The organism is Oceanisphaera arctica, from assembly GCF_002936955.1.
GTDB lineage: Bacteria > Pseudomonadota > Gammaproteobacteria > Enterobacterales > Aeromonadaceae > Oceanimonas > Oceanimonas arctica.
Map to the genome: position 1 here is coordinate 43,907 of NZ_MPZM01000009.1, position 14,002 is coordinate 57,908.

At 59.8% G+C, this 14,002-nt stretch carries 11 protein-coding genes; all 11 read right to left on the reverse strand.

The window, feature by feature from the left end:
- Nucleotides 1–151: 151 nt before the first annotated feature.
- Nucleotides 152–2,881, reverse strand: a complete 2,730-nt coding sequence (gene secA / locus UN63_RS06185) for a preprotein translocase subunit SecA (RefSeq protein ID WP_104485906.1) — start codon at nucleotides 2,879–2,881, stop codon at nucleotides 152–154.
- A 48-nt stretch (nucleotides 2,882–2,929) separates the two neighbouring features.
- Nucleotides 2,930–3,781, reverse strand: coding sequence for a M23 family metallopeptidase (locus tag UN63_RS06190; RefSeq protein ID WP_104485907.1), 852 nt, complete (start codon nucleotides 3,779–3,781; stop codon nucleotides 2,930–2,932).
- A gap of 69 nt (nucleotides 3,782–3,850) precedes the next feature.
- Nucleotides 3,851–4,774: a UDP-3-O-acyl-N-acetylglucosamine deacetylase gene (gene lpxC / locus UN63_RS06195; protein WP_104485908.1), complete on the reverse strand. Its 924-nt coding sequence runs from the start codon at nucleotides 4,772–4,774 to the stop codon at nucleotides 3,851–3,853.
- A gap of 97 nt (nucleotides 4,775–4,871) precedes the next feature.
- On the reverse strand, nucleotides 4,872–6,014 hold the full coding sequence (ftsZ, locus tag UN63_RS06200) for a cell division protein FtsZ (protein WP_104485909.1): 1,143 nt from the start codon (nucleotides 6,012–6,014) through the stop codon (nucleotides 4,872–4,874).
- 57 nt (nucleotides 6,015–6,071) lie between these two features.
- A complete protein-coding gene (gene ftsA, locus UN63_RS06205; RefSeq protein WP_104485910.1) occupies nucleotides 6,072–7,328 on the reverse strand; it encodes a cell division protein FtsA in 1,257 nt (418 codons plus the stop codon).
- Nucleotides 7,288–8,055 (reverse strand): cell division protein FtsQ/DivIB, encoded by a 768-nt coding sequence (locus UN63_RS06210; protein ID WP_104485911.1) that lies wholly within the window; start codon nucleotides 8,053–8,055, stop codon nucleotides 7,288–7,290. Before UN63_RS06210 ends, ftsA begins: the two co-directional genes overlap by 41 nt.
- A 1-nt stretch (nucleotide 8,056) precedes the next feature.
- Nucleotides 8,057–8,974 (reverse strand): D-alanine--D-alanine ligase, encoded by a 918-nt coding sequence (locus tag UN63_RS06215; protein WP_104485912.1) that lies wholly within the window; start codon nucleotides 8,972–8,974, stop codon nucleotides 8,057–8,059.
- On the reverse strand, nucleotides 8,971–10,434 hold the full coding sequence (murC, locus tag UN63_RS06220) for a UDP-N-acetylmuramate--L-alanine ligase (protein WP_104485913.1): 1,464 nt from the start codon (nucleotides 10,432–10,434) through the stop codon (nucleotides 8,971–8,973). Before murC ends, UN63_RS06215 begins: the two co-directional genes overlap by 4 nt.
- 13 nt (nucleotides 10,435–10,447) lie before the next feature.
- Nucleotides 10,448–11,521 carry an undecaprenyldiphospho-muramoylpentapeptide beta-N-acetylglucosaminyltransferase gene (gene murG / locus UN63_RS06225; RefSeq protein WP_104485914.1) on the reverse strand — a complete coding sequence of 358 codons (1,074 nt, stop codon included), beginning with the start codon at nucleotides 11,519–11,521 and terminating at the stop codon, nucleotides 10,448–10,450.
- On the reverse strand, nucleotides 11,518–12,693 hold the full coding sequence (gene ftsW / locus UN63_RS06230) for a cell division protein FtsW (RefSeq protein ID WP_104485915.1): 1,176 nt from the start codon (nucleotides 12,691–12,693) through the stop codon (nucleotides 11,518–11,520). Before ftsW ends, murG begins: the two co-directional genes overlap by 4 nt.
- Entirely contained in the window at nucleotides 12,690–14,000 is a 1,311-nt protein-coding gene (murD, locus tag UN63_RS06235; RefSeq protein ID WP_104485916.1) for a UDP-N-acetylmuramoyl-L-alanine--D-glutamate ligase, read from the reverse strand. Before murD ends, ftsW begins: the two co-directional genes overlap by 4 nt.
- Nucleotides 14,001–14,002: the final 2 nt, after the last annotated feature.

Here is a 14,002-nt window from a genome sequence, read left to right on the forward strand (position 1 = left end):
GCGGACCCGGAGGGAACAAGGATTGCTACCGCGTATCGATGGCGGTGTCGGCGCCTCAGGGAGAATAAAGGAATCAGCGTCAAGGTTTCCGGGCCCTCAAACAAGAAACCGCCCTCATGGAGCGGTTTCTTGTTGTCGACTGCGTCGCCAATCAGCTCAGCTTGCCATGACACTGCTTGTACTTCTTGCCCGAGCCACAGGGACAGGGATCGTTGCGCCCTACCTTCTGACCTTCGCGCACGAAGGGTGCCGAGTCATCGCTTGAAGCAGCAGCCGCGTTTTCATCTTCCAGCAGGCTGTCGGCCACCGCATGGCTGTAGCTCTGGGGTTGGTTTTCTGCCGCCTCACGCCGTTTTTCTTCAACCGCTTCCACTTCTTCCTGGCTCTGTACCCGCACCCGGCTCAGAATGCTGACCACTTCCCGCTTCAGGTTATCCAGCAGCTGGGTAAACAGCTCGTAGGATTCACGCTTGTATTCCTGCTTGGGGTTCTTCTGGGCATAGCCGCGCAGGTGAATGCCCTGGCGCAGGTGATCCATGGCCGCCAGATGCTCTTTCCACAAGGTATCCAGGGTCTGCAGCATCACGGAAGTCTCGAACTGGCGCAGCACCTCGGCACCTACCACTTCTTCCTTGTCCTTATAGGCCTTGGCGGCAGATTCCAGGATACGTTCGCGCAGCTGTTCGTCATGCAGCTTTTCGTTCTCTTTCAGCCAGGTGCCGACCGGCACTTCCAGTCCGAAGTCGGCCTGCAGTCGTTGCTCCAGACCGGGCACATCCCACATCTCTTCCAGTGACTGGGGCGGGATATATTCGTCAATGATACCGCTCAACACATCTTCACGGATCACGGCGATGGTGTCGCTGATATCGCCCGAGTCGAGCAGCTCGTTGCGCTGCTCATACACCACCTTGCGCTGGTCGTTGGCGACGTCATCGAATTCCAGCAGGTTTTTACGAATATCGAAGTTGCGGGTTTCGACCTTGCGCTGGGCATTTTCGATGGCCCGGCTCACCCAGGGATGCTCGATGGCCTCACCTTCTTCCATACCCAGCTTCTTCATCATGCCGGTCACCCGGTCGGAGGCGAAGATACGCATCAGCGCATCTTCCATCGACAGATAGAAGCGGCTGGAACCCGGGTCCCCCTGACGACCGGCCCGACCACGCAGCTGGTTATCGATTCGACGGGATTCATGGCGTTCGGTACCGATGATATGCAAACCACCGGCGGCGATCACCTCGTCGTGGCGCTGCTTCCAGGCGGTCTTGATGGCGGAAACTTGCTCTGCGCCCGGATTATCCAGCGCTTCGATTTCTGCCTGCCAGTTACCACCGAGCACGATATCGGTACCGCGACCGGCCATGTTGGTGGCGATGGTCACCACACCGGACTGGCCCGCTTCGGCGATAATCTCCGCTTCGCTGGCGTGGAACTTGGCGTTCAGTACCCGATGCGCTATGCCTTCTTTCTTGAGGATGCCTGACAGCAACTCGGAGTTTTCGATGGAGACGGTACCCACCAGCACAGGCTGGCCCCGCTCTACACAACCCTTGATATCGTCGACGATAGCCAGGTATTTTTCGGGCGCGGTCAGGTAGACCAGATCGCCCATGTCCTTGCGCACCATCGGCTGGTTGGTGGGGATCACCACCGTATCCAGGCCGTATATATGCTGAAATTCGAAGGCTTCAGTATCGGCGGTACCGGTCATGCCCGCCAGCTTGTCGTACAACCGGAAGAAGTTCTGAAAGGTGATGGACGCCAGGGTCTGGTTTTCGTTCTGAATCTTCGCCCCTTCCTTGGCTTCCACCGCCTGATGCAGGCCTTCGGACCAACGCCGCCCCGGCATGGTACGGCCGGTGTGCTCGTCGACGATTATCACCTCGTTGTCCTGCACTATGTAGTCGACATTGCGCTCGAACAGGGTATGAGCCCGCAGGCCGGCGTTGACGTGGGCCAGCAGGGTGATGTTGCCGGCAGAGAACAGCGAGTCCTCCTCTTGCAACAGCCCCATGCGCTTCAGTTCTTCTTCCACGAAGATCTGGCCGTTTTCGGTCAGCAGCGCCTGCTTGTTCTTCTCGTCCACCGTGTAGTGGCCGTCACCGGTGTATTCTTCGGTGTCTTCCTTGTCCTGCTTGACCAGCTTTGGGATCAGGGTATTGATACGGGTATACAGCTCGGAGCTGTCTTCTGCCGGGCCCGAGATAATCAGCGGGGTACGGGCTTCGTCGATTAACACCGAATCCACTTCATCCACCAGCGCATAATACAGCGGCCGCTGCACCCGTTGCTGAGGCGAGAACGCCATGTTGTCGCGCAGGTAGTCGAAACCGAACTCGTTGTTGGTGCCGTAGGTGATGTCGGCGGCGTAGGCGGCGTGTTTTTGTGCCGAATCCATGCCCGGCAGGTTGCAGTCTACGGTCAGGCCCAGAAATTCGAACAGGGGTCGGTTGGCTTCCGCATCGCGGCGGGCCAGATAGTCGTTCACCGTCACCACGTGAACACCGCGCCCGGTCAGGGCATTCAGGTAAACCGGCAGGGTACCGGTCAGGGTCTTGCCCTCACCGGTTTTCATCTCGGCGATCTGGTTGTTGTGCAATACCATGCCGCCGATCAGCTGCACGTCGAAGTGACGCATCTCGAACACCCGGCGTGACGCTTCGCGCACCGTGGCGAAGGCTTCCGGCAGCAGCTGCTCCAGGGTTTCACCCTGCTCCAGCCGGCTGCGGAACTCGACGGTCTTGCCCTGTAGCTCGGCATCGGACAGCGCCTCGAATTTCGGCTCCATCGCATTGATTTCATTTACAACTTTGCGTAGCCGCTTGAGCGATCTGTCGTTACGGCTACCGATTATCATGGTGAAAAGTTTAGTAATCATGTTTGGCCAATAATGATGATGGAAGAAAACCCCGAGTGGGGCCGAACTCTAGTTAGGCAAGAAACGGGCCGGATCCAGCTGTTTGTTCCCTTTTAATACTTCGTAATGCAAATGGACGCCGGTCGCCCGACCGGTTCGTCCCATCAGGGCAACATACTGCCCCTTGTCGACACGCTCACCCACATGAACCAGTTGTGTATCCAGATGAGCATACCGTGTTGTCCAGCCCTGGCCATGATTAATCTCGACCAGGCCGCCAAATTCCGGATGCTGTTCAACCACACTGACTACCCCGGCTGCTGTCGCCGCGACTGGCTGGCCTTGCTGTCCGGAGAAATCCAGCCCCCGGTGCCAGCGAGTGCGACCGGTAAAGGGATCTCGCCGCTGACCGAAGGTCGAGCTCATCCGGCTGTAACCCGGTACCGGATGGCCCTGGATCTGAGTAATTTCATTGATATGGAGACTAAGCAGCAAAGATTCAAGGGCCGCCAGGGTCATGCCGTATGCCCGCGTCTGCTCCGAGACCTGGGTCAGGGCCAGGTGCAAGTCGGCAAAACCATTGAAGGGCCGCTGAAGCAGATTGGCGTCGAGCCGCTGCAGCGGCAATTCATCGACCAGATCATAGTCCCTGACCAGTCGTTGCCCCACGGCACTCAACTGCCCCAGTTCGGCCTGCAGCTGGCCCAGTCGCTGGCCGATGCGACCTAGCTGACGCTGCTGGCTGCGCTGTTGCTGCTCCAGCTGACGACTGAGCTGCAGCTGTTGCTGCTCGGCATTTTGCCATTGGCTGTACAGGTACAGCATCACCGGTAACTGCAGCACGGCCAGCAGCAAAAACAGTCGGTAATCGGACAAACGAAACCTGGCGTTGGCGCCAGCAAGGGGTGCGGGACGGGTCATGGTGTACACTACAGAAGAGAAAATAAAACACGCCGGCGCGGAGAGGATGCCGGCGTGTTTTCAGTGGGTTCAGGCAGGGCTGAACGCGGTATCGTAGTAACGAATCGGCGACTCGGCACCCTGTTCACCGAAGGTGACAATTTCCCAGGCTTCGGTATTGGCCAGCATGGCGCGCAGCAGATTGTTGTTCAGGGCATGGCCGGTCTTGTAGGCGCAGAACTCACCCAGAATGCTGTGATTGCACATGTAGAGATCACCGATGGCATCCAGCATCTTGTGCTTGACGAACTCGTTGGGGTAACGCAAACCATCGTCGTTAAGCACCTTGTAATCGTCCAGCACCACGGCGTTTTCCAGGCTGCCGCCCAGGGCCAGGTTCTGTGAATGCAGATATTCGATATCCCGCATAAACCCGAAGGTCCGAGCCCGGCTCAGTTCCTTGACGAAGGCCGCACCGGAGAAATCCAGCACCAGATGCTGACTCTGACCTTCAAACACCGGATGCTTGAAGTCGATAGTCAGATCCATCTTGAAACCACCGCGATAAGGCCGGAATTCCGCCCACTTGTCCCCGTCTTCTACCCGTACCGGCTTCTTGATGCGAATGAAACGCTTGAGTGCGTTCAGCTCGCGAATACCACCGGACTGCAGCAGATAGATAAAGGGATGTGAACTGCCGTCCATCACCGGCACCTCGGGGGCATCCACCTCGATAACGAGGTTATCGATGCCCAGCCCCGCCAGTGCGGCAGACAGGTGCTCTATGGTCGAGACCCGAACCCCCTGCTCATTGACCAGTGCAGTACAGAGCATGGTGTCCTTGACCAGAGCAGCATCCGCTCGAATATCGACCTGCGGGTCCAGATCGGTACGACGAAATACAATACCTGTATTGGCCGGCGCCGGCACAAATGTCATTTGCACCTTGTGGCCGGAGTGCAGGCCGATTCCGGTAGCCTGCACGGTATTTTTCAAAGTTCGTTGTCTAATCATAAGGTTGTCCGCAAGTCAAAAGGGCCCGATTCGAACCGAATTCAAATGGTCCGATATGTTAGCACAATAATCCGCCGTCGCCAATTGAGAGCCTTTCTCAGTCGGCCTGCTTGCGCAAAAACGCCGGTATATCCAGGTAATCCATGTCGGACTTGGCCTGGGTGGCATCGGCATTCACCACCAGTTTTCCGGGCTGATCTTCACGCTGAGCTTCTACCTGACGCATACCGTTGTCATCGCGGTTGCTGGTGCCTGACTTGACCAGGGTGATATCCGGCTTGCGCTCGGCACCAATACCGGTGGCCACTACGGTTACCCGCAGCTCGTCGCTGATGTCCGGATCCAGCACAGTACCCACCACCACGGTGGCGTTTTCGGAGGCGAAGGCCTTGACCGCATTACCCACGGTTTCAAACTCTTCGATGGTCATGTCCAGACCGGCAGTGATGTTGACCAGGATGCCACGAGCACCGGCCAGATCCACGTCTTCCAGCAGCGGGCTGGAAATGGCTTTTTCGGCCGCTTCCTCGGCTCTGTCTTCACCAGTGGCACTGCCGGTACCCATCATGGCGGTACCCATTTCACGCATCACGGTACGCACGTCGGCGAAATCGACGTTGATCAGGCCCGGACGGGTAATCAGTTCGGCGATACCCTGTACCGCACCCAGCAGCACGTTGTTGGCGGCCTTGAAGGCGTCCAGCAGAGAGATGCCCCGACCCAGCACTTTCAGCAGCTTGTCATTGGGGATGGTGATCAGGGAGTCGACATGCTTGGCCAGCTCATTGATGCCCTGCTGGGCATAGTTCATCCGCTTCTTGCCCTCGAAGGCAAACGGCTTGGTCACCACGGCCACGGTCAGGATACCCAGTTCCTTGGCCACTTCGGCCACCACAGGAGCGGCACCGGTACCGGTACCACCACCCATACCGGCGGCAATAAACACCATATCGGCGCCGTCCAGCAGGTCACGAATGGCATCTCGGTCTTCCAGCGCCGCGTCCCGGCCTACTTCCGGGTTGGCCCCGGCGCCCAGTCCCTTGGTGATATCGCCCCCCACCTGCAGGGTGCGCGAGGCACTGGAATTACGCAGGGCCTGGGCATCGGTATTGATGGCCAGAAACTCCACGCCTTCCAGATTTTCACGCACCATGTGTTCAACGGCATTACCGCCGCCGCCACCGACACCAACCACTTTAATGACGGCTTCCTGCTCGTGATCATTCATTAGTTCAAACATAAGGCTCTCTCCGCTTTGCTCTTGGTTATTTACTATCAGTATCAAATACTGCCAAGGTTAAAATTCGCCACGCAGCCAATTGCCGATCCGCTTCAACAGCCCGGTGACACTGGATTTGTTTTTATAATCCTGTTGAGGCATCGATTGATGCTCCTTGCCGTAATGCAACAAGCCGACGGCGGTGGAGTACACCGGTGTTTCAACGTAATCCGATAAGCCTTTTACCCCGCTCGGCTGGCCGATACGCACCTGACACTGGAAGATTTGTTCGGCACATTCCACCAGGCCTTCTATCTGTGCGGCACCGCCAGTCAATACCAGGCCCGCGGCCAGCTGATGCTTGACCCCGGCTTTCTTCAGCTCGCCCTGAACCTTGCTCAACTCCTGGTGGATCATGCCGAGCAGCTCGCTGTAGCGCGGTTCTATTACCTCGGCCAGGGTCTGTCGCTGCAGACTACGGGCCGGGCGTCCTCCCACGCTGGGCACTTCTATGGTGTCTTCCTTGCTAACCAGTCGGCTGAAGGCGCCACCGTGACGCACCTTGATCGCTTCCGCATCGAGCGGCGGCGTGCCAAATGCGTAGGCGATGTCGCTGGTAACCGTACTGCCCGCATAGGGGATCACCTTGGTATGACGCAAGGCGCCGCCGGTAAACACCGCCATGTCCATGGTGCCACCGCCGATATCAACTACGCAGACACCCAGTTCTTTCTCATCATCGGTCAGCACCGCATAACTCGATGCCAGGGCGCTGAAAATCAACTGGTCTACACGCAGTCCCAGACGTTCCACACACTTTTCGATATTGCGTGCCATGTCGTTGTGACAGGTGATCAGATGCACCTTGGCGTGCATGCGCACCCCCGACAGCCCGATGGGATTCTTGATCCCCTCCTGAAAGTCGATTGAGTACTCCTGGGGCAACACATGCAGCACCCGGTGTTCATCGGACAGTCGTACCGACTTGGCCGTATGGATCACGCTGTCCACGTCTTCCTGGGTGACTTCCTCGTCCGAAATCGGCACCATACCGGTCTCGTTGCGGCATTCGATATGCTTGCCCGACAAACCCAGATAGACGGAAGTGATCTGGCAATCCGCCATCATCTCGGCTTCATCCACCGCCCGCTTCAGCGACTTGACCACAGATTCGAGGTCGTTGACACCGCCCTTGTCCATTCCCTTCGAGGAATGGCTGCCAAGCCCGATGATATTCAGATCGCCATCCGGTAACACTTCCCCTACCAGGGCCGTGACCTTAGCCGTGCCGATATCAAGCCCGACGATCAGATTTCGTTCCGCGCTTTTTGTCATTATCTGTCTCTTCGTCCTGCTTCCATCCCACTGCCAGCCCGGTATCGTAGCGAAGATCGAGATAAGCCACTCGCTCCCGCTCAGCAATGCCCGGATAGACATCAATAAATCGTTGCAAACGGGCCTCGAGATCCTCGCGTCCCAGCAACAGCGTGACCCCGTCCGACAGGGTCAGTTCCCAGGATCGTCGAGGGGTCAGGTGAACCCGCTCAATCCGATAACCTCTGGGCTGTAACAATTTCTGTACACTGTGATATTCTTCCAGCACCCTGTTCGATTCTTCATCCGGCCCCGACAGGGACACCAGACTCGGATCGTCATGACGGACCCGGAAAATCTCGCCATGGGTATTCACCATGGCATCTTGATTCCACTGGGCCGCCACCGGCTGCTCCACGATGTAAACCCGCAGTATGTCGGGCCATTGCTTGCGCACCGACGCCTGATAAACCCAGGGCAGCGACTGCAGTTGCTGCTGCACCCTGTCCACCTCCAGGGTGAAGAAGTTGCCGACCTCCGGCAGCGCCAGCACCGACTGGCGCACTTCTTCCCGGCTGAGATAGTGCTGCTCTCCCTGAATCATCAGGCTGTTGACCGGTACCTGATTGGCCGCCGTCATCCACACCACCAGCAACCAAAGACCCCACAGCAGCGCCGACAGCACCGTCAGGAAGAAGGTCAGACCGCCGATAAAGGCCAGTCGGGTACGGATCGCGACAGAGCTCATATCAGTACGCCATCTCCAGTACCGCCACCACCAGTTCATCGAACGACAGGCCGGCAACCCGCGCCGACTTGGGGACCAGGCTGGTCTCGGTCATGCCCGGCACAGTGTTCACTTCCAGCAGCCACCAGCGGCCCTGGCGGTCTTGCATCAGATCGACCCGGCCCCAGCCGGTGGCGGCCACGGCTCTGAAGGCCGCCAGGCTCAATGCGCCCAGCGCCTGTTCATCGGCATCGTTCAGGCCACAGGGGCACAGGTATTCGGTGTCGCCGGACTGATACTTGGCCGAATAATCATAAAAGTCATGCGTGGTGCGCAGCCTAATGGCCGGCAGTGCCTGCTCACCCAGAATGCTGACCGTATACTCATCGCCTTCGATAAAGCGCTCGATCAGCACCTCGTCGTCAAAGGTGAAGGCCTCTTCTACTGCACGGACCAGGGTTTCGGCATCGGCAGCCTTGGTCATGCCGATGCTCGAGCCTTCGTGGGAAGGCTTGACGAACACGGGACCGTCAAACTGCGCCAGCAGCGCCGCCGAATCTTCGGCCTTGAAGGTGCTCTTGTGCACCACACGAAAGTCGGCAGTGGGTAATCCCATCGCCTGCCACACCTGCTTGGTGCGGATTTTGTCCATCGCCAGCGCCGCGCCCAGCACCCGGGAGCCGGTATAAGGCACCCCAATATGCTCGAGCGCGCCCTGCAGGGTACCGTCTTCACCACCCCGGCCGTGGACCACGATAAAGGCCCGGCTGAAGGCTTCTTCCTTCAGCCGGGCAAGAGGGTAATCCCGGGGGTCAATACCGTGGGCATCCACCCCGGCCCGCTGCAAGCCGGCCAGTACCGCCGCGCCGGAACGCAACGACACTTCCCGCTCGGCAGAATGGCCACCGAACAATACCGCGACTTTACCGAACTGTGTCATGCCTGCTCTCCCTGTTGCTTCATCGCTTCAATCGATAGCCGAAGCTGGCCAAGCTTGCGGGCCAGTCCACCCACGTTACCGGCGCCCTGAGTCAGCACCAGATCTCCGTCTTGCAGCAGCTCCGCCAACACCTGCGGCACCTCGTCGGGAGTAGCCACATAGATAGGTTCCATATGACCACGACTACGAATGGAACGGCACAGGGCACGGCTGTCTGCACCGGGGATAGGCGCCTCGCCGGCACTGTACACTTCAAGCAGGATCAGCACATCGCTTTTCGACAGCACGTCGACAAAATCTTCATACAAATCCCGGGTCCGGCTGTAACGGTGCGGCTGATAGATGGTGACCAGTCGACGCTCGGGCCAGCCGGCGCGCACCGCATTCTGGGTGGCGCGCACTTCGCTCGGGTGGTGGCCATAGTCATCCACCAGCTTGGCCAGACCGCGGCCGGTCTCGAATTCGCCGTATTGCTGAAAGCGGCGGCCGACGCCTTCAAACTTCATCAGTGCCGCCAGTATGGCGTCGTCGGCCACGCCGTCTTCACAGGCCACGGCAATGGCGGCGGTGGCGTTCTGGGCGTTGTGACGGCCGGGCAGGCTGAGCTGTACTTCCAGACAATCACCATCGGGGCGGCACACCTTGAAACGGCTGTGATCCCGTTGCTGGCTGAACGCCTCGATCCGGTAGTCCGCATCCTCGGCGAAACCATAGGTGACAAACTGGCGACCGATGCGCGGCATCAGCTCACGCACCACTTCATCGTCGACACAGAGCACCGCCAGACCGTAAAACGGCAGGTTGTGCAGAAAATCGACGAAGGTGGCTTCCAGCTTGCTGAAGTCGCCGCCGTAGGTGTCCATGTGATCCGCTTCTATATTGGTGACGATGGACACCATCGGCTGTAGGTGCAGGAAGGAGGCGTCGCTCTCGTCGGCTTCGGCGATCAGGTAACGGCTGGAGCCCAGGCGGGCGTTGCAACCGGCGCCGTTGAGCAGGCCGCCGATGACAAAGGTCGGATCCATGCCCGCCTCGCCATAGATGCTGGCGATCAGGCTGGTGGTGGTGGTCTTGCCGTGGGTACCGGCGACCGCCACCCCGTGGCGAAAACGCATCAGCTCGGCCAGCATTTCGGCCCGGCGCACCACCGGAATGCGCAGTTCCCGCGCCGCAATCAACTCGGGGTTGTCGGCCTTGATGGCTGTGGACACCACCACCACGCTGACGTCGGCAACCTGTTCCGGAGCGTGGCCCAGATAAATGGTGGCCCCCATGCCCGCCAGCCGGTCGGTAACCGGGTTATGGGCGATATCGGAGCCGGAAATGGCATAGCCCTCGTTGGCCAGCACCTCGGCAATACCGCCCATACCGGCACCGCCGATGCCGATAAAGTGGATGCGTCGTACCCGTCTCATCTCGGGGACTGTGCTTCTGAGTTTTGCCAGTTCAACCTTGGTCATGCCATTCTCTCGTTTATTTCGCCACGGCGCGCAGGCACTCGGCCACCCGCTCCGCGGCATCGGTAATCGCCAGCGACCGGGCCCGACTGGCCATCGCCAGCAGTTGCTCCCGGTTCGCGGCCAGTTGCTGTAATTGCGCCGCCAGTCTCTCTGCATTCAGCTCGGACTGGGGCAACAACAATGCCGCGCCGCTGTCGGACAGCGAGCGGGCATTCTTGGTCTGATGATCGTCTACCGCATGGGGCAGCGGCACAAACAAGGCGGCCACACCGGCGGCGGCCACTTCCGACACCGTCAGCGCACCGGCGCGGCAGACCACCAGATCCGCCGCGCCGTATGCCGCCGCCATGTCGTCGATAAAATCACTTACCTCTGCATCGACACCGAGTGCCTGATAGGCCTGGTGCACCGCCTCTGAGTTGCCCTTGCCGGTCTGATGCCGCACCCGGATATTCACGCTCAAAGCCACCGCCTTCGGCATAAGATCGTTCAGTATTCTTGCACCCAGGCTGCCGCCCACCACCAGCAACCGCAGCGGCTGAGGTTCGGTGGAGATACGTTCGGCCGGAGCTGGCAGTGCCAGCACTTCCGGACGTACCGGATTGCCGACCACGGCGGTATTGTCGCCCTCGGCAAAGGCCCCCGGAAAGGCCATCAGCACCCGCTGGGCGATGCGCGCCAGTAACTTGTTAGTCATGCCCGCGGCGGCATTCTGCTCGTGCAACACCAGCGGAATACCCGCCAGTTTTGCCGCCACGCCACCGGGCCCGGCGGCAAAGCCGCCCATGCCCAGTACCACCTGAGGCTTGACCTGACGTAGCACCCGCCGCGCCTGACATACCGCCTTCAGGATCTGAAAGGGCGCCATCAGCTTTCGCTTGATGCCGTTGCCACGTACCCCGGCAATATCGATGGTATGCAGCGGATAACCGTGTTTCGGCACCAGCTGTGCTTCCATCCGCTCAGCGGTGCCCAGCCAGTGAATATCCCAGCCTTCGGCCCGCAGCCGATCCGCCACCGCCAGCCCGGGAAAGACATGGCCACCGGTGCCACCGGCCATCACCAGCAGGGTCTTGGACTTGCTCATGTCGCCTCCCTCTGCCGGGCCTGCATGTGATCCCGGCGCCACTCGAAGTCGATACGCACCAGGATGCACACGGCGGTAGTGATCACCAGCAGACTGGAGCCACCGTAACTGACCAGCGGCAGGGTCAGGCCCTTGGTGGGCAACATGCCCGAGGCCGCGCCCACGTTCACCACCGTCTGGAAGCTGAACCAGATGCCGATGCCCATGGCCAGATAACCTTCATACTGACGGCCGCCCAGCAGCACCTTCTGGCCGATATGCAGCGCCTTGAACGCGAGCCAAGCCTGCAGCAGCAGCACCAGCAAGACGCCGGTAAAGCCCAGCTCTTCGCCGAGAATGGCGAACACGAAGTCGGTATGGGCCTCGGGCAGGTACTCCAGCTTCTGAATGGAGTTACCCAACCCCTCGCCAAACCAGCCGCCCCGGCCGAAGGCCATCAAGGACTGAGTCAGCTGATAGCCGCTGCCGAAGGGATCTTCCCAGGGGTTGAGAAAGGAGGTAACCCGCCGGATACGATAGGGAGCGCTGATAATCAGAAAAACCAGCAGGCCGATACCCAGCCCCACCAGGCTGAGGAACTGGCTGAGCCGGGCCCCGGCCAGAAACAGCATGCCGAGGGTGGTGACGAACAGCACCACCACAGAGCCCAGATCCGGTTGCTTCAGCAAGAGTACCGACATCACTCCCATCACCGCCAGCGGCTTGAGAAAGCCCTTCCACTGACCCCGTACCTCATCCTGACGGCGGACCAGATAGCCGGCCAGGAAGGTAAACAGCGCCAGCTTGGCGATTTCCGCCGGCTGCACGTTGAGTGGCCCCAGTGGCAACCAGCGCTGACTGCCGTTGATTTCACGTCCCACCACCAGCACCACCACCAGCAGCACTATCGCCAACACCAGAAAGCCGGTGTTGCACTGCTGCCAGCGAGCCATGGGTACCTGCAGTATCAGGCTGGAAAGCATCAGACAAATCAGCAGAAAAGCGCCATGGCGCTTGACGAAATAGAAGGGATCATCGCCGAGCTTGATGCCCTCGGCAATGGAAGCAGAAGACACCATTACCAGGCCGATGGCCATCAGCGACAGCGACAATATCACCAGCTGCCGGTCGTAGATCAGCCCCTGTGAGGGTCGCAGCAACCAGCCGCTGCCGAAGGAAGGCCACCACTTCATAGGGCCTCCACCAGGGCGATGAAATGCTCGCCCCGCTTTTGATAGTTGAGATACATGTCCAGGCTGGCACAGGCCGGCGCCAGAAGCACCCAGTCACCGGGCCGGGCCTGTTCGGCGCACCAGGCCACCGCCTCATCCAGGGTCGCTACCTCATGAGTGTTATCGGCAAGCGCCAACAGCCGGGCGCTGTCCTGACCGAAACAGGCCATGCCGGCAATGGTATTTTCCAGCAGGGGCACCAGGGGGCCGAAATCCTGGTCCTTACCCTGACCACCGGCAATCAGCCACAGCCGGCCAGAGACCGACTCGCCGATACCGGCTATAGCCGCCAGGGTGGCGCCCACATTGGTGGCTTTGGTGTCGTTGACCCAGCGTACGCCGTTTTTCTCGGCCACAAACTGACACCGGTGCGCCAGACCACCGAAGCGACGCAATACCTTAAGCTGAGCGTCAACGGCAATACCGGCCTTGTCCGCCAGCGCCATCGCCGCCAGGGCGTTGAGCTGGTTATGAGCGCCGAGTATCTTCAGCGCCGATACCGGCAACACCGGCTCGCCAAAGCGGCTAAGCCAGAGTTCGCCGTCATGCTCCATGCGGCCATATTCCGCCGAATCGAGGCCGAAGCTGACCGCTGCCACATCGGATAACGGACGAGTCTGGTCGTCTTCCCGGTTGTATACCGCAAGCCGGGCACCTTCATAGATGCCCAGTTTGGTGTCTCTGTAATGAGCCAGAGAGTCGTAGCGATCCAGATGATCTTCGCTGATGTTGAGCACGGTGGCGGTACAGGCCCGCAGGCCGGGAGTGGTTTCCAGCTGAAAGCTCGACAACTCCAATACCGCCAGCTCCAGCGGCTGCCCTGCCTTCTGCTGCAATAAGTCCAACGCCGGGATGCCGATGTTACCGCCCACGCCGACCCGAATGCCCGTCTCGGCCGCCATCTCGCCGACCAGGGTGGTGACGGTACTCTTGCCGTTGGATCCGGTAATGGCGACGATGGGCGCGGTACACTCGCGCACGAACAGCTCGATATCGCCGACAACCTCTATACCGGCGGCCAGTGCCTGTTGCAGCTCCGGCGTGGCCAGCGCCACACCGGGGCTGGCGATAATCAGCTCGGCCGCCAGTATCGGCGCCAGGCTCAGGCCACCGAAGTAACGCTCGGTCTGCTCGGGCAGCAGCTCGGCGCCCGGAGGCTGGGCTCGGGTATCCATCACCACGGGACTGACGCCCCGCTGCAGGCAATAACGCAGACAGGAAAGTCCGGTCTGCCCCAGGCCAATAATCAGGATACGTTCAGGTAACATGC

What these genes read in the sequence shown, in the direction of transcription:
- secA (WP_104485906.1), bottom strand. Translation starts at nt 2,881, where the DNA reads ATGATTACTAAACTTTTCACCATGATAATCGGTAGCCGTAACGACAGA.
- UN63_RS06190 (WP_104485907.1), bottom strand. Translation starts at nt 3,781, where the DNA reads ATGACCCGTCCCGCACCCCTTGCTGGCGCCAACGCCAGGTTTCGTTTG.
- lpxC (WP_104485908.1), bottom strand. Translation starts at nt 4,774, where the DNA reads ATGATTAGACAACGAACTTTGAAAAATACCGTGCAGGCTACCGGAATC.
- ftsZ (WP_104485909.1), bottom strand. Translation starts at nt 6,014, where the DNA reads ATGTTTGAACTAATGAATGATCACGAGCAGGAAGCCGTCATTAAAGTG.
- ftsA (WP_104485910.1), bottom strand. Translation starts at nt 7,328, where the DNA reads ATGACAAAAAGCGCGGAACGAAATCTGATCGTCGGGCTTGATATCGGC.
- UN63_RS06210 (WP_104485911.1), bottom strand. Translation starts at nt 8,055, where the DNA reads ATGAGCTCTGTCGCGATCCGTACCCGACTGGCCTTTATCGGCGGTCTG.
- UN63_RS06215 (WP_104485912.1), bottom strand. Translation starts at nt 8,974, where the DNA reads ATGACACAGTTCGGTAAAGTCGCGGTATTGTTCGGTGGCCATTCTGCC.
- murC (WP_104485913.1), bottom strand. Translation starts at nt 10,434, where the DNA reads ATGACCAAGGTTGAACTGGCAAAACTCAGAAGCACAGTCCCCGAGATG.
- murG (WP_104485914.1), bottom strand. Translation starts at nt 11,521, where the DNA reads ATGAGCAAGTCCAAGACCCTGCTGGTGATGGCCGGTGGCACCGGTGGC.
- ftsW (WP_104485915.1), bottom strand. Translation starts at nt 12,693, where the DNA reads ATGAAGTGGTGGCCTTCCTTCGGCAGCGGCTGGTTGCTGCGACCCTCA.
- murD (WP_104485916.1), bottom strand. Translation starts at nt 14,000, where the DNA reads ATGTTACCTGAACGTATCCTGATTATTGGCCTGGGGCAGACCGGACTT.